The 24,443-nt window shown below is 59.5% G+C and carries 24 protein-coding genes; 12 read left to right on the plus strand and 12 right to left on the minus strand.

The annotated features are described in order from the left end of the window. Positions 1 to 31: 31 nt before the first annotated feature. On the minus strand, positions 32 to 796 hold the full coding sequence (locus ACSBLW_RS06835) for an HpcH/HpaI aldolase family protein (protein WP_435259475.1): 765 nt from the start codon (positions 794 to 796) through the stop codon (positions 32 to 34). Between the two features lie 29 nt (positions 797 to 825). Next, positions 826 to 1,482: a glutathione S-transferase family protein gene (locus tag ACSBLW_RS06840; RefSeq protein WP_435259476.1), complete on the minus strand. Its 657-nt coding sequence runs from the start codon at positions 1,480 to 1,482 to the stop codon at positions 826 to 828. 243 nt (positions 1,483 to 1,725) lie between these two features. Between ACSBLW_RS06840 and ppk2 the strand changes: the two genes are divergently transcribed. The 4 genes from ppk2 (at position 1,726) to ACSBLW_RS06860 (ending at position 5,755) form a co-directional block, all read left to right on the plus strand. Next, a complete protein-coding gene (gene ppk2 / locus ACSBLW_RS06845) occupies positions 1,726 to 2,661 on the plus strand; it encodes a polyphosphate kinase 2 (RefSeq protein ID WP_435260059.1) in 936 nt (311 codons plus the stop codon). Between the two features lie 99 nt (positions 2,662 to 2,760). After that, positions 2,761 to 3,432, plus strand: coding sequence for a DUF1007 family protein (locus ACSBLW_RS06850; protein WP_435259477.1), 672 nt, complete (start codon positions 2,761 to 2,763; stop codon positions 3,430 to 3,432). Then, positions 3,417 to 4,346 (plus strand): nickel/cobalt transporter, encoded by a 930-nt coding sequence (locus ACSBLW_RS06855; protein WP_435259478.1) that lies wholly within the window; start codon positions 3,417 to 3,419, stop codon positions 4,344 to 4,346. The genes ACSBLW_RS06850 and ACSBLW_RS06855 overlap by 16 nt, the downstream gene beginning before the upstream one ends. 38 nt (positions 4,347 to 4,384) lie before the next feature. Then, the gene (locus tag ACSBLW_RS06860) at positions 4,385 to 5,755 is read left to right on the plus strand and encodes an MATE family efflux transporter (RefSeq protein WP_435259479.1); all 1,371 of its coding nucleotides are present in this window, start codon (positions 4,385 to 4,387) and stop codon (positions 5,753 to 5,755) included. Between the two features lie 6 nt (positions 5,756 to 5,761). Here the strand turns inward: ACSBLW_RS06860 and ACSBLW_RS06865 are convergent, their stop codons facing one another. Continuing rightward, complete coding sequence (locus tag ACSBLW_RS06865; protein ID WP_435259480.1) at positions 5,762 to 6,664, minus strand: NAD-dependent epimerase/dehydratase family protein; 903 nt, start codon at positions 6,662 to 6,664, stop codon at positions 5,762 to 5,764. 130 nt (positions 6,665 to 6,794) lie between these two features. Here ACSBLW_RS06865 and parE point away from each other — a divergent pair, with 130 nt between their 5' ends. From parE to ACSBLW_RS06880, 3 genes are all read left to right on the plus strand, one after another. Beyond that, the gene (parE, locus tag ACSBLW_RS06870) at positions 6,795 to 8,750 is read left to right on the plus strand and encodes a DNA topoisomerase IV subunit B (protein ID WP_435259481.1); all 1,956 of its coding nucleotides are present in this window, start codon (positions 6,795 to 6,797) and stop codon (positions 8,748 to 8,750) included. Between the two features lie 840 nt (positions 8,751 to 9,590). Next, on the plus strand, positions 9,591 to 9,875 hold the full coding sequence (locus tag ACSBLW_RS06875) for an antibiotic biosynthesis monooxygenase family protein (RefSeq protein ID WP_435259482.1): 285 nt from the start codon (positions 9,591 to 9,593) through the stop codon (positions 9,873 to 9,875). A 250-nt stretch (positions 9,876 to 10,125) separates the two neighbouring features. Continuing rightward, a complete protein-coding gene (locus ACSBLW_RS06880) occupies positions 10,126 to 10,491 on the plus strand; it encodes a PaaI family thioesterase (RefSeq protein WP_435260060.1) in 366 nt (121 codons plus the stop codon). A 10-nt stretch (positions 10,492 to 10,501) separates the two neighbouring features. On the opposite strand, the gene ACSBLW_RS06885 is transcribed toward ACSBLW_RS06880, so the two are convergent. The 5 genes from ACSBLW_RS06885 to ACSBLW_RS06905 form a co-directional block, all read right to left on the minus strand. Continuing rightward, positions 10,502 to 10,915, minus strand: a complete 414-nt coding sequence (locus ACSBLW_RS06885) for a c-type cytochrome (RefSeq protein WP_435259483.1) — start codon at positions 10,913 to 10,915, stop codon at positions 10,502 to 10,504. Positions 10,916 to 10,977: 62 nt separating this feature from the next. Then, a complete protein-coding gene (locus ACSBLW_RS06890; protein WP_435259484.1) occupies positions 10,978 to 11,655 on the minus strand; it encodes an ABC transporter ATP-binding protein in 678 nt (225 codons plus the stop codon). After that, on the minus strand, positions 11,648 to 12,931 hold the full coding sequence (locus ACSBLW_RS06895) for a lipoprotein-releasing ABC transporter permease subunit (RefSeq protein WP_435259485.1): 1,284 nt from the start codon (positions 12,929 to 12,931) through the stop codon (positions 11,648 to 11,650). Before ACSBLW_RS06895 ends, ACSBLW_RS06890 begins: the two co-directional genes overlap by 8 nt. 96 nt (positions 12,932 to 13,027) lie before the next feature. Continuing rightward, entirely contained in the window at positions 13,028 to 13,693 is a 666-nt protein-coding gene (trhA, locus tag ACSBLW_RS06900) for a PAQR family membrane homeostasis protein TrhA (protein WP_435259486.1), read from the minus strand. 99 nt (positions 13,694 to 13,792) lie between these two features. Beyond that, positions 13,793 to 14,446 (minus strand): ThuA domain-containing protein, encoded by a 654-nt coding sequence (locus ACSBLW_RS06905; RefSeq protein WP_435259487.1) that lies wholly within the window; start codon positions 14,444 to 14,446, stop codon positions 13,793 to 13,795. 414 nt (positions 14,447 to 14,860) lie between these two features. Here ACSBLW_RS06905 and ACSBLW_RS06910 point away from each other — a divergent pair, with 414 nt between their 5' ends. Then, complete coding sequence (locus ACSBLW_RS06910) at positions 14,861 to 15,826, plus strand: NAD(P)-dependent alcohol dehydrogenase (RefSeq protein WP_435259488.1); 966 nt, start codon at positions 14,861 to 14,863, stop codon at positions 15,824 to 15,826. Positions 15,827 to 15,877: 51 nt separating this feature from the next. Here the strand turns inward: ACSBLW_RS06910 and proS are convergent, their stop codons facing one another. After that, positions 15,878 to 17,218, minus strand: coding sequence for a proline--tRNA ligase (proS, locus tag ACSBLW_RS06915; protein ID WP_435259489.1), 1,341 nt, complete (start codon positions 17,216 to 17,218; stop codon positions 15,878 to 15,880). A gap of 188 nt (positions 17,219 to 17,406) precedes the next feature. Between proS and ACSBLW_RS06920 the strand changes: the two genes are divergently transcribed. Further along, a complete protein-coding gene (locus tag ACSBLW_RS06920; RefSeq protein WP_435259490.1) occupies positions 17,407 to 18,741 on the plus strand; it encodes a pentapeptide repeat-containing protein in 1,335 nt (444 codons plus the stop codon). A gap of 16 nt (positions 18,742 to 18,757) precedes the next feature. On the opposite strand, the gene ACSBLW_RS06925 is transcribed toward ACSBLW_RS06920, so the two are convergent. Genes ACSBLW_RS06925 through ACSBLW_RS06935 form a run of 3 tightly spaced genes read right to left on the minus strand, consistent with a single transcriptional unit; the run spans position 18,758 to position 20,200 of the window. Then, on the minus strand, positions 18,758 to 19,267 hold the full coding sequence (locus ACSBLW_RS06925; RefSeq protein WP_435259491.1) for a helix-turn-helix transcriptional regulator: 510 nt from the start codon (positions 19,265 to 19,267) through the stop codon (positions 18,758 to 18,760). Beyond that, complete coding sequence (locus tag ACSBLW_RS06930; protein ID WP_435259492.1) at positions 19,264 to 19,935, minus strand: cytochrome b/b6 domain-containing protein; 672 nt, start codon at positions 19,933 to 19,935, stop codon at positions 19,264 to 19,266. The genes ACSBLW_RS06925 and ACSBLW_RS06930 overlap by 4 nt, the downstream gene beginning before the upstream one ends. Before the next feature lies 1 nt (position 19,936). Beyond that, positions 19,937 to 20,200, minus strand: a complete 264-nt coding sequence (locus ACSBLW_RS06935; protein ID WP_435259493.1) for a PepSY domain-containing protein — start codon at positions 20,198 to 20,200, stop codon at positions 19,937 to 19,939. Between the two features lie 205 nt (positions 20,201 to 20,405). On the opposite strand from ACSBLW_RS06935, the gene ACSBLW_RS06940 reads away from it, so the two are divergent. Genes ACSBLW_RS06940 through ACSBLW_RS06950 form a run of 3 tightly spaced genes read left to right on the plus strand, consistent with a single transcriptional unit; the run spans position 20,406 to position 24,407 of the window. Continuing rightward, entirely contained in the window at positions 20,406 to 21,488 is a 1,083-nt protein-coding gene (locus tag ACSBLW_RS06940) for an AI-2E family transporter (RefSeq protein WP_435260061.1), read from the plus strand. Continuing rightward, entirely contained in the window at positions 21,485 to 22,162 is a 678-nt protein-coding gene (locus ACSBLW_RS06945; RefSeq protein WP_435259494.1) for a chromosomal replication initiator DnaA, read from the plus strand. The genes ACSBLW_RS06940 and ACSBLW_RS06945 overlap by 4 nt, the downstream gene beginning before the upstream one ends. Before the next feature lie 58 nt (positions 22,163 to 22,220). Then, positions 22,221 to 24,407, plus strand: coding sequence for an RNA degradosome polyphosphate kinase (locus tag ACSBLW_RS06950; protein ID WP_435259495.1), 2,187 nt, complete (start codon positions 22,221 to 22,223; stop codon positions 24,405 to 24,407). Positions 24,408 to 24,443: the final 36 nt, after the last annotated feature.

Raw genomic sequence — 24,443 nt, forward strand, 5'->3', positions numbered from 1 at the left:
GTCGCCATTTGCCGCGTCAGCACTTACCGGGTCACCCCCTGCCCTGCGCCCGCACCAGTCCAACCAGATCAGACACCGCTTTCTTGATCTGGAAAATGTCAAAGCCCGCGAAAAGCCGATACCCGCGCGCGGCCAGATCCGCCACCTGCTCTGGCGTCGTCGCCGCACCGCCCAGCGCCACGCCAGTCTTGCGCGCAGCCGCTTCGATCCGCGCCACCGCCGCCGTAAAATCGGGATGGTCGAACTGACCAGATATCCCCAGTGACGTCGACAAATCAAAGGAGGCAACGATCACCAGATCAACGCCATCGACCGCCAGAATGTCGTCGATGTTTTCAACCGCTTCGACCGTCTCGATCAGAATGCAGCACGCGATGCTGTCACCGAAGGTCGGAAGATATTCCATCGGCGGCACGCCCCAGCGGGAATGCGCGACAAAGGCCCCCCAACCGCGCACGCCACGCGGCGGATAGCGCGTGGCCGCAACACAGGCCCTCGTTTCCGCCGCCGTGCGAACCAGCGGGAACATGATCCCCTCTGCCCCCATGTCCAAAGCCAATTTGACCTGCGCCGGATCGTGGTCGATCACGCGCACCATCGCCCCGCAATCGGTTCCTTGAGTCGCCATGATCATCGCATGAAGCGTCTCGGTATTGGTCGCGGCATGTTCCCGGTCAATCACCATCATTTCGACCCCGGTCGAGGCGATTGCCTGCGCCAGCGTCGGCGATGGGATGATGCACATTTCCCCGGAAAGAAGGCGGCCCTTGTCTCTGAGTTTTTCCTTCAGTTTCATCCGGCCACCTCCTTTTTGTTTCCCGGTCTCTATTCCGGCTCAGCGTTGCGCGTCGCCCAGACCTTCTGAAAAGCCGGTCGTGCCTGACAGGCGGAAAGCCAGCGGGCGACACTGGGGAAATCCGCCAGCAAGGGCGCATAGGGCTGACCATAACGCAGGCATTCTTCCACGATGATATCCGCCACAGTAAACCGGTCCAGCAGCCAGTCACGCCCCTGCAAATGCGCTTCCAGCCGCGCCAATGGGCGCGACAGCTTTTGTGCGGCAATCTTCAGGATGCCTTGCCCGGTTGGTGTGTCCTGCTGCTTGTCACGGTAGGTATACAGGATCTCGATCGCCGCCCCTTCAATCGAGGTCGCGGCGAACAGCGCCCAATTCTCCATCAGGCTCGCCTCATCATCCGATGCGGGCCCCAGCTTGCCCCCATGCTTGCGGGCGATGTGCAGGCAAATCGCAAGGCTTTCGGTCAAAAGCAGCGGGCCATCGCGCAAGGCGGGGATCTGGCCAATCGGATTGACCGAAAGAAAATCTGGTGTCGCGGTGTTCAAGGGCGCGCCGGCGGCCTTTGGGTTGTCCAGCCGATAGGCTTGAATAACGGGCACATGGGTGAAAGGTACATCCGCCTCGGCCAAAAGCCAAAGCGGGCGCAAGGCGCGTGATCGGTACACACCATAAAGGGTCATCATGGTCGGGGTCTCCTGTTCTGCGCTCAGACTATCGTGCAACCGCAAGCCTGCAATCACCCATTTCTCCACTGGGGCGAAATCTTCTGCGCACCAAAGCCGTCGAGTTGCTTGACCCGGATCAAAGCCCGCCTCGCGATCTGGTGATAAGATGCGCCCCAGTTTAAGCGAAAAGGTGGTTTCCCAATGAAAGACGCAATTCCGACATCCGACACCAGTGCCGCCCCGCAATCCCGTGCGACCTTGATGCCGGATGCCGCGCCCTCGGACCAACCCCTCCCCAGTGCGGAAAGTGTTAAGGCCACACCCGGCCCAAGGACGTTTCCAAAGGCCGATCCGTCGACCGTTGCCCGCGTCTTTGAAAGCGGCCATTACCCTTATGCCCGCCCGATGGCCCGCAAGACCTATGAAGCCGAAAAGGCCAAACTTCAGGCCGAGCTGTTGAAGGTTCAGATCTGGGCGCAGGACACCGGCCAGAAATTTGTCGTGCTGATGGAAGGCCGCGATGCCGCGGGCAAGGGGGGCACGATCAAGCGTTTCATGGAGCATCTGAATCCGCGCTATGCCCGCGTTGTCGCCCTGACCAAACCGACCGAGACAGAAAAGGGACAATGGTTCTTTCAGCGCTACCTCAACCACCTCCCCACTGCCGGTGAAATGGTGTTCTACGACCGCAGCTGGTACAACCGCGCCGGGGTCGAGCGCGTGATGGGCTTCTGCTCACCTTCGGAATATCTGGAATTCATGCGCGAAGTGCCGGAACTGGAACGGATGCTCGTCCGCTCGGGCATCCGGCTTTACAAATACTGGTTTTCCGTCACCCGCGACGAACAGCTGCGCCGCTTCAAGTCGCGCGAAACGGACCCGCTGAAGATGTGGAAACTCTCTCCCATCGACAAGGCGTCGCTAGACAAATGGGATGACTATACCGAGGCCAAAGAGGCCATGTTCTTTTACACCGATACCGCCGATGCACCTTGGACCATCGTCAAATCGAATGACAAGAAGCGGGCGCGGCTGAATTGTATGCGCCACTTCCTGTCGACCATCGACTACCCCGGAAAGGACAAATCCCTGATTGGTGAGGTCGACCCTCTGATCGTCGGCCATGCCGCGCAGGTGATCAACGCGGCGGGCCACATTCTTGATACCGCGCAGCATCCGGTCTTGCGCAAAGGCTAGGCGATCCCCCGCTTGTGAACCGCGACCGCATTTTCGGGACTCGCCGCCGCTTGGCGTGTCCCTTATCTTGGGGTCACAGGTTCACCATAAAGCGTTGCAATGCCGTTTCTCCTGCCCCGTCCCCGCAAGACCATAGTGGCCACGCTTGCCGCCCTTCTTCCGGCACCCGTCTTGGCCCATCCCCATATCTTCATCGACACGGGCGTCGAACTGATCTTCAACGCCGAGGGTCTGGCGACGGGCGTTCGCGTGACATGGGCCTATGACGATCTGTATTCCCTGACTTATCTGGCGGAAAACGGCTTTGACCCCGATTTTGACGGCCAATTGACCGCCGAGGAAATCGCGCGCCTTCAAGGCTTCGACATGAACTGGGATGCAGGTTTTGCTGGCGATAGCTATGCCTTTCTGGGCGAAACCCCGTTGCTCCTGTCGCCTCCAAAAGAGCCGACCGCAGCCCTGATCGACGGCCAATTGACCAGTACCCATCTGCGCAGCTTTGAACAGCCGCTTGCCCTTGGCGGCACCGATTTCATCCTTCGGGTCTATGATCCGTCGTATTACACCGCCTACACCATCGCCTTCCCGACCATCCTGACCGGGCGCGAAGACTGCACATCGCAGGCCTATGAACCTGATCGTGAAGCTGCTGATGAAAGGCTGGAGGCCGCCTTGGCCGAACAGGCAGGCAGCGCCGATGCTGAAACCGACTTCCCGGCTATCGGAGATGCCTATGCCGAAGAAGTGGTGGTCTCATGCCCCGCAAGCTGATCTTGTCTACCAGCCTCGGCCTCGCCGCGCTTGGCCTTGTCCTTTGGGCAAGCGGCGGGCTTGACGCTCTCCTCCACTTTGCTCGCGATCAGCAACGTCAGGTCCAAGACAGTCTCGCCGGGGCCGTGCGCGCACTGAAGGCGGGCCAACCCGGCGCTTGGACTGCCCTCTTGTCCGTCTGCTTTGGATACGGGTTTTTCCATGCCGTCGGCCCCGGACATGGCAAAGCCGTCATCGGGGCCTATGGCCTGACCCGTCGGGTGCCAATGGCACGGCTGGCCGGGCTGGCCTTGGCCTCGTCCCTTGCGCAAGCCGCCGCGGCTGTGGCTTTGGTGGCCGGGGGCAGCCTGCTGCTGGGGTGGTCGCGCCCCGAAATGGAACAGGTCGCCGAAAAGACCATGCTCCCGCTCTCCTACGCTCTTGTAGCGGCACTTGGCGGCTGGCTTGTCTGGCGCGGCGCAAAGGGCCTCATGCGCGCGACACCTGCCGCAAGTCACCATCACGACCACGGGCATGACCACGGGCATGACCACGGGCCAGATTGCGGCTGCGGCCACGCCCACGGACCCAGCCTTGAACAAGTCCAACAGGTCCAGTCCTTCCGCGACGCAGCCCTTCTGATAGCGGCCATCGCAATGCGCCCCTGTTCCGGCGCGCTCCTTCTCTTGGTGCTGACCTTCGCCCTTGGCATCGCACCTGCGGGCATAGCAGGCACCTTTGCCATGGGGCTTGGCACCGCAACGGTCACCATCGCCACGGCCTTTGCCGCCGCCACCTTCCGCGAGGGTGGCTTGGCCGGGCTGATGCAGTCTCGTCTGGAACAGCAACTCGCCTTCACCCTGCCCCTCCTTGAACTGTCGGCAGGGCTGGCCATCGCGGGCCTCTCCCTCACCCTTTTGCTCCAGTCATTCTGAGCCTTGCAGTGCCACTTTCTTGGGCGTAAGCCTTCGACATGTATAATTTGTCGCACCCTCAGCATGGCCTAACCGTTACAGGCCACGCAAAGTCATTACTCGCTCTCGGCCTTCCATTGATCGGCAGCCAGCTCGCTCAATTCGGCCTGCACGTCACAGATACGGTCATGCTGGGCTGGTACGGCACCCTGCCCCTTGCGGCGGGCGTTCTGGGATCGTCCAGCTTTTTCGTCCTCTTCATCCTAGGGTCTGGTTTTGCAAAGGCCGTCATGCCCATGGTCGCCTCGGCCGAGGCGCGTGGCGATGAGGTGCAGGTGCGCCGCGTTGCCCGCATGGGGCTTTGGCTCTCGATCCTCTTTGGCATCCTGATCTATCCGCTGTTCTGGTACTCGGAACCCGTGCTTCTCGCGCTTGGTCAGGAACCCGATGTCGCGGCTCTGGCCCGCGACTACCTGCGCCTCGTCGGGCTTGGCATGATTCCGGCCCTGATGGTCATGGTGCTGAAAAACTACCTTGCCGCGCTGGAACGCACGCAGGTGCAACTTTGGGTCACCCTCGCCGCCGTGCCCATCAACGGCATCCTGAACTGGATGCTGATTTTCGGGAACTGGGGCGCACCGGAACTGGGCGTGACCGGATCGGCCATCGCCACCCTGATCGTGCAGATCGTGACGCTGCTGGTGATCTGCCTTTACGCCGGTCTCTTGCCATCCTTGCGGAAATACCAGCTTTTCATCCGCTTCTGGAAGCCTGATTGGCCGGGCTTTGCCGCCGTTTTCCGGCTGGGCTGGCCAATGGGCCTGACGGGCCTTGCCGAGTCTGGGCTGTTTCAGGCCAGCGCCCTGATGATGGGCTGGATCGGCACCGTGGAACTCGCCGCCCATGGCATTGCGCTGGAAATCACCGCGCTGACCTTCATGGTCCATGTCGGACTTGCCAATTCGGTCACGGTCCGGACGGGGCGCTTTCATGGCGCAGGCAATATCGCCGATCTGCGTCGCGGCGCTGCCGTTGCCATCGCCCTTTCCCTTGTTTTTGCTGGCCTGACGGTCCTTGTCTTCCTGACTTTCCCGCAGCCAATGATCTCGGTCTTTATCGACCCGGCAAGCACCGATCGCGCTGCCATCCTAGCCATTGGCACCGTGCTCTTGGCCTGTGCCGCGCTGTTCCAACTCGCCGATTCCATGCAGGTTCTGGCCTTGGGAATGCTCGCGGGCGTGCATGACACCAAGATACCGATGGTCTTTGCCGCCATCAGCTATTGGGTGATCGGATTTCCCGCCAGCTATGCCTTGGCCTTTGTCTTTGGCTATGGCGCGACTGGGATTTGGCTTGGCCTTGTCGTGGGCCTTGCCGCGGCGGCAGCCAGCCTGATGGCCCGGTTCTGGCTTCGCCTTCCCCGGGCCTGATCCGGCTCAGACCGCGCCGAACCCCGGCACATAGGCCCGCCAGTCGTGTTGGTCCTTGAACCCCAACACCGTGCGGGCCTTTTCGTTCGACATCAGGCTCTCCCACGGGTCCAACTTGCGCGTCACCGGCACATTCGGGAAGAACCGCTTCAGCAACTCCTCATTGGGAATATTCATCCCATTCGTCGTGTTGCAGGCGTTGAACACCTGATAGCCCAGCCCGTTCTTCTTCAGGCACAGGTCCACGATCTGCCCCAGATCCCGCGCATCGATATAGTTGAACACATTGCGCCGCCGCAGCATCGGGTCGGCGAAATAGCGCGGGAAGTCGCGGGCATATTCATGCGGCTCCACCACATTGCCGATCCGCAGCGCATAGATATCCGCCCCTGACCGCCGCGCGAAGGTCCGCGCGGTGACCTCATTCACCTTTTTCGAGGTGCCATAGGTGTCCATCGGATCAATGTCATAGTCCTCGGTCAGCGGAAGCTGATGCGGGTCCGTCACCCCGTCTGAAAAGCAAACGCCATAGGTCGTCTCGCTGGAGGCAACGATGACCTTGCGAATGCCCATCTTCACTGCCGCTTCGATGACATTATAGGTGCCGACGACATTGACCCGCCACGTCTCGGTATCGGGGCACATCATCATCCGCGGCACGGCCGCGAAATGCACCACCGCGTCAAAGGGTTGCGCCCCCAGACCCGTCTCCAGCTCATCATATCCGGCGTGGGAATTCATCGCCGAATAGACCTGCCCCGCATCGGTGATATCGCCCAACAGGTCATGCGACCCGGCGGCATTCAGCGGCACCTTGTCGAAGTTCAACACCCGATGGCCCTGCCCCACCAGATAGGGGATGACATGTTTCCCGGCCTTGCCGGACCCGCCTGTAAAGAACACACGCATAAGATATTCTCCTCTTTGCATCCGAACCTAGGCGCGCTTCCCCGGTTCGGCAATGCCCCAACATCTTGCGCCCACCCGTTCAAACCTGTCTAATGCCGCGACCCAAAGACAGATAAGACTCGAGCACCCCATGGCCAACGACCTCCTCGCCGCCTCGTCCGGCACCTATAACGCATCCTCGATCGAGGTGCTCGAAGGGCTGGAGCCAGTGCGCAAACGCCCCGGCATGTATATCGGCGGCACCGATGAACGGGCGCTGCATCACATGGTGGCCGAAATCCTCGACAACTCGATGGACGAAGCCGTGGCAGGCCACGCCAATCGGATCGAGGTCGAACTGCACGCCGACAATTCCGTCACCATCCGCGACAATGGCCGCGGCATCCCGGTCGACGACCACCCGAAATTCCCCGGCAAATCCGCGCTCGAAGTCATCCTCTGCACGCTCCACGCTGGCGGCAAATTCGGCGGCGATGCCTACGCCACCTCTGGCGGCCTGCACGGCGTCGGCGCCTCGGTCGTGAACGCGCTGTCCGACCTGATGCGGGTCGAGGTCGCCATCAACCGCGAGCTTTACGTTCAGGAATTCTCGCGCGGCATCCCCAAAGGCCCCGTGGCCAAAGTCGGCTCCGCCCCGAACCGCCGCGGCACCACCGTTACCTTCCACCCCGACCCCGAAATCTTTGGCCACCAAACCCTGAAACCCCACCGCCTTTTGAAAATGGCGCGGTCCAAGGCTTATCTCTTTTCCGGCGTCGAAATCCGCTGGAAATCCGCCATCCCAGATGGCGACACCCCGATGGAGGCCACCTTCCACTTCCCCGGCGGTCTGGCCGATTACCTGACCGACGCCTTGGAAAAAGCCACCACCTATGCCGACCGCCCCTTCGCGGGCAAAGTCAGCTTTACCGAGAAATTCAAAGTCCCCGGTTCCGTCGAATGGGCGATCAACTGGACGCCCTCTCGCGACGGCTTCATCCAATCCTACTGTAACACCGTCCCCACGCCCGAAGGCGGCACCCACGAAGCCGGCTTCTGGTCCGCCGTCCTGAAAGGCATCCGCGCCTATGGCGAGCGGGTGAAAAACCGCAAGGCCGACCAGATCACCCGCGACGACCTTCTGGCCGGGGGCTGTGCGCTGGTTTCCTGCTTCATCCGCGAGCCGCAATTCGTGGGCCAGACCAAAGACCGCCTCGCCACCGAAGAAGCCGCGAAACTGGTGGAAAACTCGGTCCGCGACCATTTCGACACATGGCTTGCGGCCGATCCGAAATCCGCAGGTGCGATCCTCGATTTCCTTGTTCTGCGGGCCGAAGAACGCCTGCGCCGCCGGATGGAGAAAGAAACCGCCCGCAAATCAGCCACCAAGAAACTGCGCCTTCCCGGCAAGCTAACCGATTGCACCGCGAAAAGCCGAGAGGGAACCGAGCTTTTCATCGTCGAAGGCGACTCGGCAGGCGGTTCGGCCAAAGGCGCGCGCAACCGTGAAACGCAGGCGCTCTTGCCGCTGAAGGGGAAAATCCTGAACGTCCTTGGCGCGGCCTCGTCGAAACTCAACGACAACTCGGAAATCCGCGATATTTGCGAGGCGCTTGGCGTCAGCATGGGCAGCAAGTTCAACCTTGATGACCTGCGCTATGACAAGATCATCATCATGACCGACGCCGATGTCGACGGCGCCCACATCGCCAGCCTTTTGATGACCTTCTTCTTCACCCAGATGCGCCCCCTGATCGACAAGGGCCACCTCTATCTGGCCTGCCCGCCCCTCTACCGCCTGACCCAAGGGCCAAAGCGGCTTTATGTGGCGTCCGACGCCGAGAAAGAGGAATGGCTGGCCAAGGGCCTTGGCGGCAAAGGCAAGATCGACGTGCAGCGCTTCAAGGGCCTTGGCGAGATGGATGCCAAAGACCTGAAAGACACCACGATGGACCCCAAATCCCGCAAACTCATCCGCGTGACGATCGACGAGGACGAACCGGGGGACACGTCAGACTTGGTCGAGCGTCTGATGGGCAAAAAACCCGAACTGCGGTTCCAGTATATTCAGGAGAATGCACGTTTTGTAGAGGAGTTGGACGTGTGACGATACCTCGCTTTGACAACATCGAAATTTATAAGAGCGGCAACAAGTATGGTCGATTTATATGGAGGAACCCCGAGGGTCAGGAAAATAGAGTACTCGAATGGAATGGCTCGCTACCATTTTCACGGCCGACCCCAGGCCCGGCCGTTCCGCGCCCCTCTACCATGGACACATCAAGGCAGAAACTCTTTGAGGATTGCGTCGAACTAATCCTGAGATCTCATGATGGAAGAACGGCTCCCTGTGTCTTTCGCGATGGAAATGGCACGTCGTGGAAAATGGACAAAACAACAGCATACTGGTTAGGCCTAAATCCGAATTGGGACCCGGTGAAAAACGAGGATGGGGAAGTCGTCGCTTTCCGGTGGGTAGGTTCCGTTACCCCATAAATCTATGTTTGTGATATAATTTTCTGACAAACGACTTGGTAAGTCCTTGCCACTTTGACGGCGCATATTCCCCACACTGGCCATACCAACCCATACATTACCTCCTGCACCAGACTACCACTGGCCCGCGACAATTTTTGCGGTACATACGGCGATAGCCGTGCGACCATGGCTGGATTGGGCACCGCAACTCCGGGAAGCAGATATCGACCTAGCGAACTCGGGGAGTATCCTACAGTGGATTCGTCATGACCATCGCGGTGTAGTGGATTTGATTGTTGACTTGTTGGCAGGTTCTCCCGCTCTCATCCTCGCGCCTGAAGAGGGAGAACCGTAGATTGGGCCTTCCCCGACTCTTCCCCCCCTTGCCGCAGCGCGGCGGGTCATTCCTGCGCGGCTGTGCTATCTTCCCTCACGGTGCGATTTTGCGCCGCAAAAGCTGGGGGGTACCATGTACGCACGCGTGACAGAGTACAAAATGAAGCCCGGAACCCGTGAGGCCGCGACAGAGCGGCTGAACACCATGAAAAGTCAGATCATGGGCATGAAGGGCATGCAGCACTTCCTGAATGTCATGAACGAAGACGGCACGGGTTATGTGATTTCCGTGGTCGACAGTGAAGAAAGTTCAAAAGCCAATGCCGAGGCGGTGAAAGCCGCTTGGGGCAAGATGGCTGAATTCCTTGAAGCGATGCCCACGCCAAAGGGCTTTGATGTCATCGCCGACTGGTCGTGACCTGAAAACCGGTGGCCCGCCCCATAGCGGGCCATCCTTGCCGTGAAACTTCCGCTTTCCAACAGTTGCCAGCCTGTGCCCACGGATATCCCACGGAAAAACCACGGATATCCCACGCTTATCACACGGGCCTTTCTTGCGGCCCCAACCTCTTGACCGCCTCTTGCGCGCCCCCTAGCCTGCCCGCATGAGCACCCTTTCCACCACCAAAGAAGCCCAAGTTCGCGCCAGTTTCGCGGCGCAATCGGCGATGACCACCATTCGCGCCGAACTTGGCCAAGTGCTTGATGGGGTTGCAGAAATTCACCTGCCCAACTGGGATGGCATCCGCCAGCAAGTGGGCTTCATCCATGGCGGCGTGGTCGGCATGATTGCGGATTCAGCCGCCGGTTACGCCGCCCTGACCAAGGCCCCCGAAGGCGCCGAAGTTCTGACAATTGAATATAAAATCAACATGTTAGCCCCCGCAACTGGTGACAAACTGATCGCCAGAGGCTCGGTCATTCGGGCCGGAAGAACCATCATCGTGACGAAATCCGAGGTTTTTGCGGTGACCAATGGCGCCGAAAAACTCTGCGCCCAGATGCAACAGACCATCATGGTCACAAACGGCTGAAATCGTTTGGTTATTTCGCCTGAAGCGTCTTCAGATGCTCGGCAATCTGCACCAACCGCAGCGGGGTCGGCGTCATGATCCCATCCCCCCCATCATAGGGCACCAGATCACTTTCAAGCAGCGGCCCAAAGTTCGGCATCACCGCATCGCCATTCTTGCCGCCTGTATAGCCCCAGATCTTTGCCATCACCTGCGTTGTCGGAAAAGTGCCTTTGTTCCGGTCACTTAACCCCGTCAGATCGGCAGGCTTTTTGGCCAAGGTCGAGGCCATTTCGCCATCCCCCTTGCCCCCCTCGCCATGACAGGCGCTGCAATAATCGGCAAAATCCTCGGCCCCAGAGGGAAGTTTTTCGCCCACTTGGGCAAAGACACAGGCCGAAACCGCCAGAACCGAGAAAAGGGGAATGAATCTGATGGGGGCCATGGTGACCTCTGATTTGCTGCTTGGTGCCAGAGTCGCACGGCCAAGCCGCAGTGGCAAGGGTGTCAGACAATAACGCCTTGTTCCAAGCGCACAATCCGATCCATCCGAGCCGCAAGTTCCAGATTGTGCGTGGCAATCAGCGCCGACAAACCGGTGTCCCGCACAAGATCCATCAACGCGGCAAAGACCTGATCCGAGGTCGCAGGGTCAAGGTTTCCGGTTGGCTCATCCGCAAGCAAAAGCCTCGGCGCATTTGCCAAGGCGCGGCAGAACGCGACACGTTGCTGTTCGCCCCCCGACAAGGCCGCAGGTCGATGGTCCGCCCGCCCCGCCACACCAACGCGCGCCAGCAGATCCATTGCGCGCGCCTTTGCCTCGGCTTCGGATTTGCCATTCGCAAGCTGCGGGATGACGATGTTTTCCAGCGCTGAAAACTCGGGCAAGAGGTGGTGGAATTGGTAGATGAACCCGACGTCCTCGCGCCGTGTTTCGGTTCGGACGCGATCAGGTTCGGATGACATGTCGCGGCCCGCGTGGCGCACCATGCCGCTGTCTGCGACATCAAGAAGCCCCGCGATATGCAGGAAGGTCGACTTTCCGGCGCCAGAAGGTGCCACAAGTGCCACGACCTCGCCAGCCTTCAGGCGCAGCGACGCCCCCCGCAAAACTTTGACTTCCGAGGGTTTTCCACGATTGTAGAACTTTTCGATGCCTTCAAGTTCGAGGGTCAGATCACTCATAGCGCAAAGCCTCGACCGGGTTCATGCGGGCCGCACGACGGGCCGGGAAAATTGTCACGATGAAGGACAGACCAAGCGACAGCGCGACGGCCGAAAGGACATCCTCCAGTTGCAGTTTGGCAGGAAGAGCATAGATCCCGCGTATCGATGGGTCCCAGACGCCTCCGCCTGCAAGGTAGTTCACCGCCGAAAAGATCGGGTCGATGTAGATTGCGAAGAGGCAACCAAGGATAACGCCGGCGACAGTGCCGACGATTCCGGTAAAGGCGCCGCACAGGAAAAAGACGCGCAAGACAGACCCCTCCGTCAAGCCAATGGTCCGCAAGATGCCAATATCTCGGCCCTTGTTCTTGACCAGCATGATCAGGCCCGAGACGATGTTCATCGTCGCGATCAGAACGAGGATCGAGAGGATGATGAACATGATGTTGTCTTCGATATCCAGCGCACGCAGGAAGGCACCCGAAGAATCTCGCCATGTCCACAACAGCGCATCATCTCCGGCAACCCCGAAGATTGGCATCAGATAGTCGTCGATCTGCTCGGGATTTGAGACCATCACCTCGAACTCATCGGCCATGCCTTCCCGATTGAAATAGCTTTGGGCCTCAGCAAAGGGCATGTAAAGGCGTGTCTTATCAATGTCATAGCGACCCGCCGTGAAGATGTAGACAACCTCATAGGCGTTGACACGAGGGCTGGTTCCGAAGGCAGTCTTGACACCATTCGGGCTGATGACACGGACCTTGTCGCCGATCGTTACCCCCAATTCACGGGCCAGAACCGAGCCGATCGCGATGCCTTCGCCATAGCGGTCAATCTCACCGACCGCATCTGCGCCCAGTCCAACACGCGGGATGGTCTTCAGATCGTCAGGCGATAGCCCGAAAACCTCGGCACCATTCGTTGCGTTCTGGCTTGAAACCATCACCTGTCCACGGATCAACGGGGCAGCACGGGTCACGCCTTCAATTGCGGCCAAACGTCCGGCGATCTCGTCGTAATTTTCAAACCCTTTGACGGTGTTGCCAGACACGTCCACGCGCCCTGCGGAATAGACAGAGACATGTGCGTTCGCGCCAAGGATCGTATCCACGAATTCGGCCCGAAACCCTGCCCTGACGGCAAGTGTGGCAATGAGGGCAAAGACGGCAAGCGTGATCCCAACAAGGCTGATCCACGTCATCACGCTCACGCCACCTTCGGCCCGCTTGGCCCGCAGGTAGCGCCAAGCGATCATACGCTCGAAATGCGAAAAAGGGGCGGTCTGGGCCATGGTGCCTCATTCTGAAATGTTCGGCGGACCTTGGCTTTTGCCGTCATGGCCGTCAAGGGCGGCAAATCTTGACCGACGTCACATCAGCGACATTTGTCAGGCGCTGACACTTAATGCGATCGCCGCGAAATGCAGACCGGCGGCAATGGCCACAAAGACATGCCAAATTGCGTTGTGAAAGCGCAAGGCGTGCCATTTATAAAAGCCTACACCCGCCACATAAGTCAAACCGCCCGCAACGATCAGCCAGAGCGCAGGAGCCGATAGCGCATCACGCGCGGGCCCGATCGCCAGAATGCCCATCCAGCCAAGCGCAATATAGGCCACGACCGACAAACGGTCATATCTGCCCGGCAGCGCGATCTTGACCACGGCCCCCAAAACGGCACAGGCCCAGACCACCGCGCCAAGCAGCCAAAGCCAGATAGATGGCTGGAACTGTGCCAAGAGCGCGGTATAGGTGCCTGCAATCATGATATAAATTGCAGAATGGTCAAAGCGTCGCAAAAGCCATTTGAGGGCCGATGGCGGCGCCATGTTATAGGCCAGAGAAAAGCCGAACATCATAAAGAAGCCGGCTGCATAGACGGCAAGCGCCGCGAACTCTGCCCAACGGGACTGCGAAAGGACGTGGTACAGAAGTGCAGAAAACGCAATCAATCCTGCCAGTATCGCCAAAGCATGAACGATTCCATCGGCCAGCAGCTCTCCTAAAGTGAAAGGCCGCTTTTTCAGTCGAGGATGATCGTCGGGTAGGCTCATGGCTGCATCCGCCTTTGGGATCTCAGTCGCTGATGATGACATGCCTGCCCCGCCCATCAAAGCAGGCCGACACTATGACGTGGCGTCAGCCGAGCGTTGTTATTTCCGTGCCGCCCACAAAAGACCGCGTCGCATAAGTTCGGCCGCAGGGCCGTGGTCGATGACATTCGCCTGATGCCCAAGCGCATTGTAATAGACCCGGCCGTTGCCCCATGCCTTTGTGAACACAACGGGCATTTCCACCGGCCCGTTGGGCGAATGCGGGCCCTCAACAACCGGAAAATCCGTGACGGCGTGCACCTTCACCGCTGGGTCGACATGCAGGTAATATTGTTCAGAAGAGACGTCAAAATCACCGATACCGTTTACCGTTTCATGGTCGCTGGTCATGCGAACCCGATAGTTGACGCCGTCATTTCCCGGATGCGCGACCCATTGTGCGCCCGTCATGAATTGCCAAGTGACATTGGTGCGAAACGCATCGCACATGCCCCCATGGCATCCGGCAAGCCCGACGCCAGAGGCAACGGCCGCGGCCGCGTTCTCGGCCTGCTCTTTGCCGATTTCTGACATGGTCCAGACTGGAACGATCAAGCTTAGATCGGCCAGATCCGCCGGATCATCAAAGCAGGAAAGGCTATCTGTCACCTGCACCTGCATACCGGCCTCTTCCAGCCAAGTCGCAAATAGGCGGGCCACAACGTCCGGCTGATGCCCCTCCCAGCCACCCCAAGTAATCAATGCCCGCGCCATCTCATCCTCCACTTTGGCCGTGTGACATTGCGGTCAGAAAGGGACGAAGGCAAGCAATCCCTCGGCGTTGAAAGTGGGCTTTTGCGTTCTTCCCACTTTTGGCGGAACGGCCACAGGTTCTTGACAGGGGTTGGGAGTTTTGTAGTTTTGCGCATTCTAACCCGCCGAGTTTTTACCCTTTGAATGCGTTTAGAAGAGTGTTTGCACCCAGTTATCAGTAGATATTTCAGAACCGGCCCGCGGGTTTCAGGCTGAGGGAATTGTCGCGTAAAGCGTTCCTTGAGGATGTGGTCGATCCAACATTTTCATCCAAGTTTTCTTGGTTCTTTCCCATTCGCCTGCGGTAAGTCCGAAGGGGTCCTTCCTTCGAAGACATCGGATTTGAAAGTTTTTTGTTGTTGAAAGGAGTTACCAGTGAAAGCTGCTTTTGTGACCGCATATGGCGGTTCCGACGTGATCAAACTGAAGGAAGTCGACCGTCCTTCCCCCGGGAAAGGTGAGGTGTTGGTCGGCATTCATTCGACTGCGGTGACAGCGGGTGACGCCAGATTGCGTGGCCTTGATGTGCCCTTTGGCTTCAAAACAATGGTGCGTCTGATGTTTGGCTGGTCACGCCCTCGTCGCCCGATCATGGGCTGGTGTTTTGCCGGAAGGGTTGAGGCCTTGGGGCCAGAAACCGAAGGACCAGAAATTGGCACTGCGGTCATGGGCATAGCCGGTCCAAAGGGCGGGGCCCATGCCGAATATATCGCATTGCCCGCGGCTCGGGTTGTACCAATGCCTACAGGGCTTAGCATGGACGAAGGGGCTGCATTCTTCTTCGGTGGCCTTACAGCCCAATATTTCCTGATGGAGCAAGCGGGGCTTCAAAAGGGAGAGCGGGTTTTGATCAATGGCGCGACCGGATCTGTTGGGTCAGCCGCGATCGAGATGGCGAAAGCCGTCGGCGCCCATGTGACGGCCGTTTGCGGGGCGGCAAATGCTGCTCTTGCTAAAGAGCTTGGGGCAGACGCGGTGCTGGATTATCGCCATGATGTGATTGATGGCAGATATGACGTTGTGATGGATGTCATCGGAACCCTTCAGCATCAAGGGGCGCTTCCCCTGCTAGAAAAGGGGGGCAGGCTCATCCTGGTTACAGCGGGTCTGATGGACATGCTGGGGGCAGCCGTTCTGAAACGGAAAGACGGTATCTTGCGGATTGGTGGGACTTCGCCAGAGGATCGGAATTCAATAGAAAACTTGGTTCGACGCTATGAAGCGGGCGAGTACCGCCCTCGGGTCGGGATGGTGCTGCCCTTTGCCGATATTCGGGCCGCGCATGAGATTGCGAGCGGTCGACACAAACCCGGAAATCTGGTTTTGCGGATGAAGGACTGAACGAAAACGGGGGCCGGTGGCCCCCGTCTTTTGCTCTCGCAGCTTTACCGCTTAGGCATGAGCTGCATAGATCTGTGCAATCCGGTCAACGGCGGCCTCGGCGCTCATTTCTTCCGACTGGCCGGTCCGACGGCTGGTCAGTTCCACCACGCCATTGGCCAGACCACGCGGGCCAACCGTAATGCGCCACGGCAGACCGATCAGATCCATCGTCGCGAATTTCGCGCCCGCCCGTTCGTCGCGGTCGTCGTAAAGGGCCTCAAGCCCCTTGGCGGCCAAAGCCTTGTAAAGCCCGTCGCAGGCAGCGTCCGTTGCGCCGTCACCCTGCTTCAAGTTCACGATCCCCACCGGGAAGGGCGTCACGCCTTCGGGCCAGATGATGCCCTTGTCATCATGGCTGGCTTCGATGATCGCGCCCAGAAGACGCGACACGCCGATACCGTGGCTGCCCATCTCGACCGCGACCCGCTCACCCTTGTCATTGACGACCATCGCGCCCATGGATTCCGAGTATTTTGTGCCGAAATAGAAGATCTGGCCGACTTCGATCCCGCGGCCCACTTTGCGATGTTCTTCCGGAATTGCATCGAACAGCGCTTGGTCATGGGTTTCGTCGGTACGGGCATAGAGTGAGGTGAACTCTTTACAAACCCCTTCCACGGCCGCGCGGTCATCGTAATCGACGTCACGATTGCCCAATTTCAACGACGTCACGCGATCATCGTAGAAGACTTCGCTTTCGCCGGTTTGCGCAAGTACCAGAAATTCATGGGTATTATCCCCACCGATCGGGCCAGAGGCGGCGCGCATCGGGATGGCGGTCAGGCCCATGCGTTCATAGGTGCGCAGATAGCTGACCATGTGGCGGTTATAGGCATGCAGGGCGGCATCGCGGTCGATGTCGAAGTTGTAGCCGTCCTTCATCAGGAACTCGCGGCCGCGCATGACGCCGAAACGCGGACGCACCTCGTCGCGGAACTTCCACTGGATATGGTAGAGCGTCATCGGCAGGTCTTTGTAGCTGCCGACATGGGCGCGGAAGATGTCGGTGATCATTTCCTCATTGGTCGGGCCGTAAAGCATATCGCGCTCATGCCGGTCCTTGATCCGCAGCATTTCTTGGCCGTAATCGTCGTAACGGCCAGATTCGCGCCACAAATCAGCAGGTTGCAGGGTGGGCATCAACAGCGGAATGTGGCCCGCGCGCACCTGTTCCTCGTGCACGATCTGTTCGATCCGCTTCAGCACACGATAGCCAAGCGGCAGCCAGGAATAGATGCCTGCGGCCTGCTGCTTGATCATGCCCGCACGCAACATATAGCGGTGCGAGACGATCTGCGCCTCGGACGGGTTTTCCTTCAGAACGGGCAGAAAATAGCGGGACAGACGCATCGGCGGCCTCTTGGATAACGGGTTTGCCCGTTCCTAACCCTTTGCCCCAAGGCAGGCAAGCGGCCTGAAAACACCAGTCACCCCGCGTACACCCCCTGTACACCCCCCGTACAGACAGCAATGCATACCCTCTTTTCAGAATCCTGACCTTGAGTCATGGTTCATACAATCTTTGCGCGTGAGATTTGATGACGAAACCCAATGACCGGACCCCGAAAGACTTTCTCGACTGGCTGAACATTCGCAATCTTCCGGATTGGACAAAGTCGCGTCGCCTTGGGGCGTTGGTGACGACGGTGCTGGCCCTGCTTTTCGTCATGGCCTTCGTGGCCTTGGTGGCGGTTCTGGTGCACACCATACGCCTGTCTATGGCCGAAGGGTCAGAAGGCCCCAACCTTGGCGCAGGTGCCCTGATTGCGGCCTTGCTGGGTGCGCCCTTTGTGATCTGGGGCACTTGGCTGAAACACCGGACCGTCACCTTTCAGAAAGAGGGGCATATAACCGACCGGATCAACACGGCGGTCGAGATGCTGGGGGCGGAGAAGACGGTCAAGCGGCGGGACGTGGCCGAGGATGGGACAGTGTCCACCGCAGAGGAAACCGTCCCCAATATCGAAGTGCGGATCGGGGCGATCTTGTCACTGGAACGCATCGCGCAGGACAGCACCGCCTATGACAAGGGCCGCGATCATGTGCGGGTGATGGAAATCCTCTGTGCCTATGTGAGGGAAAATTCCAACGCGCGAAAGCCGGTGGATTTTCCGGAACTAGAATGGGTGTCGCTCAAAGATGGGGCAAGTAAAGCAGAACGCGACAAGCATCTGGAAAATCGTCAACGGCGGTTTGGGTCACACTTCAGAGAAAGCCTTGCATGGACATGGGCACGCGCCATTGAACCACCCCGGGCGGATGTTGACCAAGCCCTGAAGGTTTTGGGGCGGCGTACCGCGGCACAACGAAGGGTTGAGGCTGCTTGGCCGAACCCACCGTCAGAGACGACGGTTTGGCCCTTTGACCAGCCCTGCCCCGAATTGCCCGCAAAGGAAAACGGGGAACCTTCCACCAAGGAAGAGATTGCCGCGTTCAAGGCGCAACTGGCGGCATGGAAGGAAACCTTGAGCGGCTATAGCGGCTATCAGCTCGACCTTACTGGAGCAAACCTGCAGAGGGCTGACCTTTCGGGCGCGGTACTGTCTGGCGCGAAGTTGAGCGGGGCGCGGATGGAGGGGGCTTACCTCCGCGGGGCGCGGATGGATGCTTCAACTTCCTTGACCGCTGCCTTGCTGCGCGGAGCAGCGGTCAAGGAAGTTGATTATACCAATGTAGGCCTTTCCCAAGACCAGATCGACCAGATGTTTGGCGATGGGTCGGTTAGATGGCCGAACGGAGTGAACCGCCTTAAGCACTGGCCGGATTGGGAGATGGGTTGGGACGACTTCCACGAAGAATGGGAGAAGTGGCAGGCCGATCCGGAGAATTACGTGCCGCCGCCGAAGCCGGAGGGCGTAGCGGAGTCGGGCTGAAGCCCGACCTACGCGGTTAGGGGGTGGGGGGGAGGGTGTCGCCCAGAAGATCCTCGACGAACCATGCGGCGAATTGGGCGCGGTTGGTGGTGCCGGATTTGGCGTAGATGCTGGACAGCTGGGCGCGGACGGTGCCTTGGGCGGCGCCGCGCAACTCGGCGATTTCAGCGACATCAAGGCCCTTCAGCGCAAAGAGCGCCACGTCGCGTTCCGAGGGCGTCAGGCCCCAATCGGTAAATTGCCTCTCAACCACCTCGGCCAAGGCGCCCCTTGCGGTATCCAGCGCACGTTCCTGTGCCCGAAGCCGTTCGAGCGTCTGCCGCAATTGCCAGCCGCCGAAGACCACGCCAAGGATCAGGGCAAGGGCCACCAGTGCCTCGAACACCGTGTGGGGGGCTGCGGGATCGGTGATCAGGTCTGTGACCGCGTCGCCCACAAAGAACACCGCGGCCACCGATTGCACCACGAAGAAGAGCGCGATGAGCGAGGAAAGCCGTCGCCCGCTTTTGAAGTGGTTTCCTTTCATCGCGTCCCGTTCACATTCCCCTTACGGCTGCCAAACAACATTGGCCGCACCAGATTGCGCCCCAAGGCCCGGCTTTCGACCGCGACGCCCGCCACATGCAAAAGCGCCAGAAGCCAGATCAGGTTGACCGCGCCTTCGTGCAGCTCTTCGGCAAGGTCTTCGCCCCGGCCCTCTGATTTGTCATCATCGGACTCGTCGCCGTTGACCACAAGGACCGACCAGTCCCCTGCGGCAACGGCAGCACGGTCTTCGGCAATCCGCATCGGGGTTTTGCCGTCGGTCATGACAAGACCGGTGGCGATGACGACCGCCAAAGAGGCCCAGAGGGCATAGACCATCAGCGCGCCCGCCGGATTGTGCGAGGCATGTTCACGCGGTTTGCCGCGCAAAAGGTCGCGCAGATGGGCCAAGGCGGCCTTTGGATTGGGGGGAAAGGAGGAAAACCGCGCCTCGCTTGGCCCGACCAGCCCCCAGACAAGGCGCAAGGCAAGCAGGGTCATGACGGTCCAGCCGATCCAGACATGGACCGAGCCGCCCGGTTTCACGATCAGCCCGTTGACGAGGATGGCGAGCACCACGGCCCAATGGATGACCCGGATGAGCGGATCCCAAGGATTGGGGGGCGACACTGCGCCCCCCTGCCCTGCCGAGAGGTTCGGCGCGGCCATCTTAGTCTTCTTCCGACTTGATTTCGGTCACGGCACCGGTTTTCGGGTCGATATAGACCTCGAACATCTTGCCGGTCTCGTCCTTGCATTTGGCTTCGATCTTGCCGCCTTCGGCTTCGAATTCATCCACCGTGCAGCCTGCGGCGGCCAGAGCAGCGGTCGCGTCGGTCGGGTTGGTGCCGACGATGTCGCCGACAGCGGGCATTGCCAAGGCTGCGACCGGGGCGGTCAGGGTGGCGAGGGCAACAATAAGGAACTTTTTCATCAGGTAAGCCTTTCGATGTCTACTGCACCAAGGCGAATGTGCCTTGGCGATGCCGATGAGTTGCGCCTTTCGGCCGTGACCGTCGATTGACCAAGCGTTGATTTCCGGACGGATAAGCAGTTGCTGACAGCGGGTTTCCGCCAGCCGTGGCTTGCAAGACCGGTGCGGCTCTGCCATCTGAATGGAAAGTCAGGGAGCCTTTGTGATGGCCTTACCAGTGCGCGAACAATTGAAGGTCTGGGGCGTGGCCGCAGTCGTCTTTCTGCTGCTCTTGTGGTTCTTGGGCGATGTCTTGCTGCCATTTCTGGTGGGCGGCGCGATTGCCTATTTCCTTGATCCGATCGCCGACCGGCTGGAACGGATGGGGCTGAGCCGGGCTGCCTCGACTTCGGTCATTACCCTGATCATGATGCTGATCATGGTGCTTTTGGTCCTGGCCGTCATCCCAACACTGGTCAACCAGACCGCGGCCTTGGTGAACGCGGCCCCTGAAATTTCGAAAAAGATACAGGCCTTTCTGACCGAGAGGTTCCCGGAACTGACGGACGAGACAAGCATCCTGCGCCAGACGCTGGCCGATATCGGCGCCTTTATCCAATCCAAGGGGGGAGAGGTCGCGAAAGGCGTGTTGTCGTCGATCAGTTCTGTCCTCTCGGCGGTGATCTTCGTGGTCGTGGTTCCGGTCGTCGCTTTTTACATGCTGCTCGACTGGGACAAGATGGTGGCGCGGGTCGATAGCCTTCTACCGCTGGATCATGCCCCGGTTGTCCGCCGTTTGGCGCGCGATATTGATACGGTTCTGGCGGGCTTTGTCCGCGGGCAGCTGAGCGTCTGCCTTGTTCTGGGCACCTATTATTCGGTGGCGCTGATGTCGGCGGGGCTCGATTTCGGGCTTGTGGTTGGGGCGATTGCCGGGGCCATCACCTTTATTCCCTATGTCGGGGCGATCGTGGGCGGTGTGCTGGCCATTGGCCTTGCGCTGTTCCAGTTCTGGGGGGAATGGGTGTCCATCGGGATTGTCGCGGCCATTTTCGCCGCCGGGCAATTCATCGAAGGCAATATCCTGACCCCGAAACTGGTGGGCCAATCAGTTGGGCTGCATCCCATCTGGTTGCTGCTGGCGCTGTCCGCCTTTGGGTCGGTGTTTGGCTTTGTCGGAATGCTGGTCGCGGTTCCGGTCGCGGCCTCCATCGGGGTGCTGACCCGTTTTGCCATTGAGCAATACCGTTCAAGCCTTCTTTACCGTGGCATTTCCGGGCGGCAGTTCGAGGATCAGGACGAAGCATGATCCGCCAACTAACCTTTGACCTGCCCGCACAAGAAGCGTGGCAGCGCGAGGATTTTTTCATTTCACCCACAAATGCCTTGGCGCTGTCGACGATTGACCACTGGCAAAACTGGCCACTGCGAAAGCTGGTTCTGATCGGGCCAGAGGGGTCGGGCAAAACCCATCTGGCGCATTTGTTCAGCACTGCTGCGGGGGGCCAGATCCTGTCTGCGGCCGATCTGGCGGATGTCCACCTGCCCGATCTTGCCGTGGCCGGGGCGGTCGTTGTGGAGGATGCCGAAGCGGTTGCCGGGGACCGGGCCCGCGAAGAGGCGCTGTTTCACCTGCACAACCTGCTTGCCACAAATGGCCATCTTTTGATCACGGCCAAACGGCCCGTGCGGGATTGGGGGATTGTGCTGCCGGATCTGAAAAGCCGGATGGAGGCCGCAGGGGTCGCCCGTCTGGAGGCACCGGACGACCAGCTTTTGTCGGCGGTTCTGGTCAAGCTGTTCAATGACCGTCAGGTGATGGTGCCGCCGACCCTGATTGGCTGGCTTGTGAGCAGAATGGAACGGTCACTGGCCGCGGCCCGCAGTCTGGTTGCGGCGCTGGATGCCCAAGCCCTTTCGGAAGGAAAGCCGATCACGCGGGCAATGGCCGCGGCGCTGCTGGACAGTGACGCGTCAGAGTGAAAGACTGCAGATCAAGCGGTTGCGAAACCGTTACAATCTCGCAGCATAAGCCGATGTCATGACCCAAGCTGATTTCCTGAAAGCCCCGTTTCCCAAGCCCGTCGCCTTGCCCGAGGAAGAAATCGCCGGCGGGCGGCGCTTCTTTAACCGCGAGATGAGTTGGCTGGCATTCAACTGGCGGGTATTGGACGAGGCCTCGAATCCCAATGTGCCGCTGTTAGAGCGGCTGCGCTTCCTGTCGATCTCGGCCACCAACCTGGACGAGTTTTTCACCGTGCGCGTGGCGGGTCTGCGGGCCTTGGTCCGGAATGGAAACGCTCTTTTGTCCGAAGACGGGCGGTCGCCTGCTGAACAACTGGCGCTGATCCATGCCGATGCGCGCAAGCTGATGCAAAAGCAACAGACCGTGCTGAACCAGTTGAAGCGCGAAATGGAGGCAGAGGGGATCAGCATCGTGACCCGGTCAAAGCTGACGGCGCGCGATCTGAAGCATCTGGAAGACCACTTCTTGCACAAGGTTTTCCCGGTTCTGTCGCCTCTGGCCATTGATCCGGCGCACCCCTTCCCGTTTATCCCGAACACCGGCTTTTCGTTGGCTTTGGAGCTGGAGCGGCTGGCCGATCACCGCAGTTTGAAGGCGCTTCTGCCTATTCCGCAGCAGATTGCGCGTTTTGTGCCTCTGCCCGCGAAAGAGGGGGAAAACCGTTTCCTTCCGCTGGAAGAACTGCTGCTGTTGCATCTGGACATGTTGTTTCCCGGCTATACCGACCGCGGCCATTGCGCGTTTCGCGTGCTGCGTGACAGCGATCTTGAAGTCGAAGACGAAGCCGAAGACTTGGTCAGGGAATTTGAGGTCGCCTTGAAGCGTCGCCGCCGGGGTCAGGTGATCCGCCTGAAAATGACGGCTGGCGCCCCGGATGAGTTGCGCGCGCTGATCATGGAAGAACTGGGCGTGACCGAGGCCGAAGTCGTTGAGGTCAAAGGGCTTTTGGGTGTGGCAGACCTGAAGGAACTGGTCCTGTCCAACCGGCCGGACCTGCTGTGGCCGAACTTTACCCCGCGCGTGCCTGAACGGGTGCAGGACAATGACGGTGATCTGTTTGCCGCCATCAAGCAGAAGGACATTCTGCTGCACCACCCTTATGAAACCTTTGATCTTGTGATCCGGTTTCTGGAACAGGCCGCGCGCGACCCCAATGTGCTGGCAATCAAGCAGACGCTTTATCGGACAAGCTCGGACAGCCCGATTGTTGGTGCGCTATGTGAGGCGGCCGAGGCCGGGAAATCGGTCACGGCCCTTGTCGAATTGAAGGCGCGTTTTGACGAGGCCGCGAACATCCGCCAAAGCCGCCGGTTGGAGCGGGCCGGAGCGCATGTGGTGTATGGCTTTATCAACTACAAGACTCACGCCAAGATCAGCACGGTGGTGCGGCGCGAGGGCGAAAACCTTGTGACCTATACCCATTACGGGACGGGCAATTACCACCCGATCACGGCGCGGATCTATACTGACCTGTCCTTCTTTACCTGCGATGCGGCTTTGGGGCGCGATGCAACCAAGGTGTTCAACTACCTGTCGGGCTATGTGCAGCCCGAGGGGCTGGAGAATCTTGCGATTTCGCCGATCACGCTGAAGCCGCGTCTGTTGGAATTGATCGCGGCCGAGGCCGACCATGCCCGGGCCGGGCGGCCGGCCGAAATCTGGGCCAAGATGAACAGCGTGGTCGAACCCGATGTGATTGATGCGCTTTACGCAGCAAGCCAAGCCGGTGTGAAGATCAGCCTGATCGTGCGCGGGATCTGCGGATTGCGCCCCGGCGTGAAGGGATTGTCCGAAAACATTCGGGTCAAGTCGATTGTCGGGCGTTTTCTGGAACATAGCCGGATTGTCTGCTTTGGGTCGGGGCATGGACTGCCGAGCCAGCAATCGCGTGTTTTCCTGTCCAGCGCCGATTGGATGGGGCGTAACCTGACCCGCCGTGTCGAAACGCTGGTCGAGGTGCGCAACAAGACGGTGAAATCGCAGATTGTCAGCCAGATCATGGCTGCGAATTTGGCGGATGAAGCACAGTCTTGGGTTCTGCAACCCGATGGACGCTATGTTCGCGAGTTGCAGCCAAAGGATGGCAAACTATTCTCCTGCCACCGCTTCTTCATGGAAAACCCATCCCTGTCAGGGCGTGGCACCGCTGGCGACAAGGATGTTCCAAAGCTGGCATCGCTGCGCGAAGAACCGGCAAGCTGAAACTTGAAAAGCCCGGACTGGGTTTTGACCGAACCA

The sequence above is a fragment of the Thioclava sp. FR2 genome (assembly GCF_051200875.1).
Classification (GTDB): Bacteria; Pseudomonadota; Alphaproteobacteria; order Rhodobacterales; family Rhodobacteraceae; genus Pseudotabrizicola.

What these genes read in the sequence shown, in the direction of transcription:
- ACSBLW_RS06850 (WP_435259477.1), top strand. Translation starts at nt 2,761, where the DNA reads ATGCCGTTTCTCCTGCCCCGTCCCCGCAAGACCATAGTGGCCACGCTT.
- ACSBLW_RS06835 (WP_435259475.1), bottom strand. Translation starts at nt 796, where the DNA reads ATGAAACTGAAGGAAAAACTCAGAGACAAGGGCCGCCTTCTTTCCGGG.
- ACSBLW_RS06885 (WP_435259483.1), bottom strand. Translation starts at nt 10,915, where the DNA reads ATGGCCCCCATCAGATTCATTCCCCTTTTCTCGGTTCTGGCGGTTTCG.
- ACSBLW_RS06875 (WP_435259482.1), top strand. Translation starts at nt 9,591, where the DNA reads ATGTACGCACGCGTGACAGAGTACAAAATGAAGCCCGGAACCCGTGAG.
- ACSBLW_RS06865 (WP_435259480.1), bottom strand. Translation starts at nt 6,664, where the DNA reads ATGCGTGTGTTCTTTACAGGCGGGTCCGGCAAGGCCGGGAAACATGTC.
- ACSBLW_RS06930 (WP_435259492.1), bottom strand. Translation starts at nt 19,935, where the DNA reads ATGGCCGCGCCGAACCTCTCGGCAGGGCAGGGGGGCGCAGTGTCGCCC.
- ACSBLW_RS06890 (WP_435259484.1), bottom strand. Translation starts at nt 11,655, where the DNA reads ATGAGTGATCTGACCCTCGAACTTGAAGGCATCGAAAAGTTCTACAAT.
- ACSBLW_RS06940 (WP_435260061.1), top strand. Translation starts at nt 20,406, where the DNA reads ATGGCCTTACCAGTGCGCGAACAATTGAAGGTCTGGGGCGTGGCCGCA.
- ACSBLW_RS06925 (WP_435259491.1), bottom strand. Translation starts at nt 19,267, where the DNA reads ATGAAAGGAAACCACTTCAAAAGCGGGCGACGGCTTTCCTCGCTCATC.
- ACSBLW_RS06935 (WP_435259493.1), bottom strand. Translation starts at nt 20,200, where the DNA reads ATGAAAAAGTTCCTTATTGTTGCCCTCGCCACCCTGACCGCCCCGGTC.
- ACSBLW_RS06880 (WP_435260060.1), top strand. Translation starts at nt 10,126, where the DNA reads ATGACCACCATTCGCGCCGAACTTGGCCAAGTGCTTGATGGGGTTGCA.
- trhA (WP_435259486.1), bottom strand. Translation starts at nt 13,693, where the DNA reads ATGAGCCTACCCGACGATCATCCTCGACTGAAAAAGCGGCCTTTCACT.
- ppk2 (WP_435260059.1), top strand. Translation starts at nt 1,726, where the DNA reads ATGCCGGATGCCGCGCCCTCGGACCAACCCCTCCCCAGTGCGGAAAGT.
- ACSBLW_RS06895 (WP_435259485.1), bottom strand. Translation starts at nt 12,931, where the DNA reads ATGGCCCAGACCGCCCCTTTTTCGCATTTCGAGCGTATGATCGCTTGG.
- ACSBLW_RS06905 (WP_435259487.1), bottom strand. Translation starts at nt 14,446, where the DNA reads ATGGCGCGGGCATTGATTACTTGGGGTGGCTGGGAGGGGCATCAGCCG.
- ACSBLW_RS06860 (WP_435259479.1), top strand. Translation starts at nt 4,385, where the DNA reads ATGTATAATTTGTCGCACCCTCAGCATGGCCTAACCGTTACAGGCCAC.
- ACSBLW_RS06950 (WP_435259495.1), top strand. Translation starts at nt 22,221, where the DNA reads ATGACCCAAGCTGATTTCCTGAAAGCCCCGTTTCCCAAGCCCGTCGCC.
- ACSBLW_RS06840 (WP_435259476.1), bottom strand. Translation starts at nt 1,482, where the DNA reads ATGATGACCCTTTATGGTGTGTACCGATCACGCGCCTTGCGCCCGCTT.
- ACSBLW_RS06855 (WP_435259478.1), top strand. Translation starts at nt 3,417, where the DNA reads ATGCCCCGCAAGCTGATCTTGTCTACCAGCCTCGGCCTCGCCGCGCTT.
- ACSBLW_RS06920 (WP_435259490.1), top strand. Translation starts at nt 17,407, where the DNA reads ATGACGAAACCCAATGACCGGACCCCGAAAGACTTTCTCGACTGGCTG.
- ACSBLW_RS06945 (WP_435259494.1), top strand. Translation starts at nt 21,485, where the DNA reads ATGATCCGCCAACTAACCTTTGACCTGCCCGCACAAGAAGCGTGGCAG.
- proS (WP_435259489.1), bottom strand. Translation starts at nt 17,218, where the DNA reads ATGCGTCTGTCCCGCTATTTTCTGCCCGTTCTGAAGGAAAACCCGTCC.
- parE (WP_435259481.1), top strand. Translation starts at nt 6,795, where the DNA reads ATGGCCAACGACCTCCTCGCCGCCTCGTCCGGCACCTATAACGCATCC.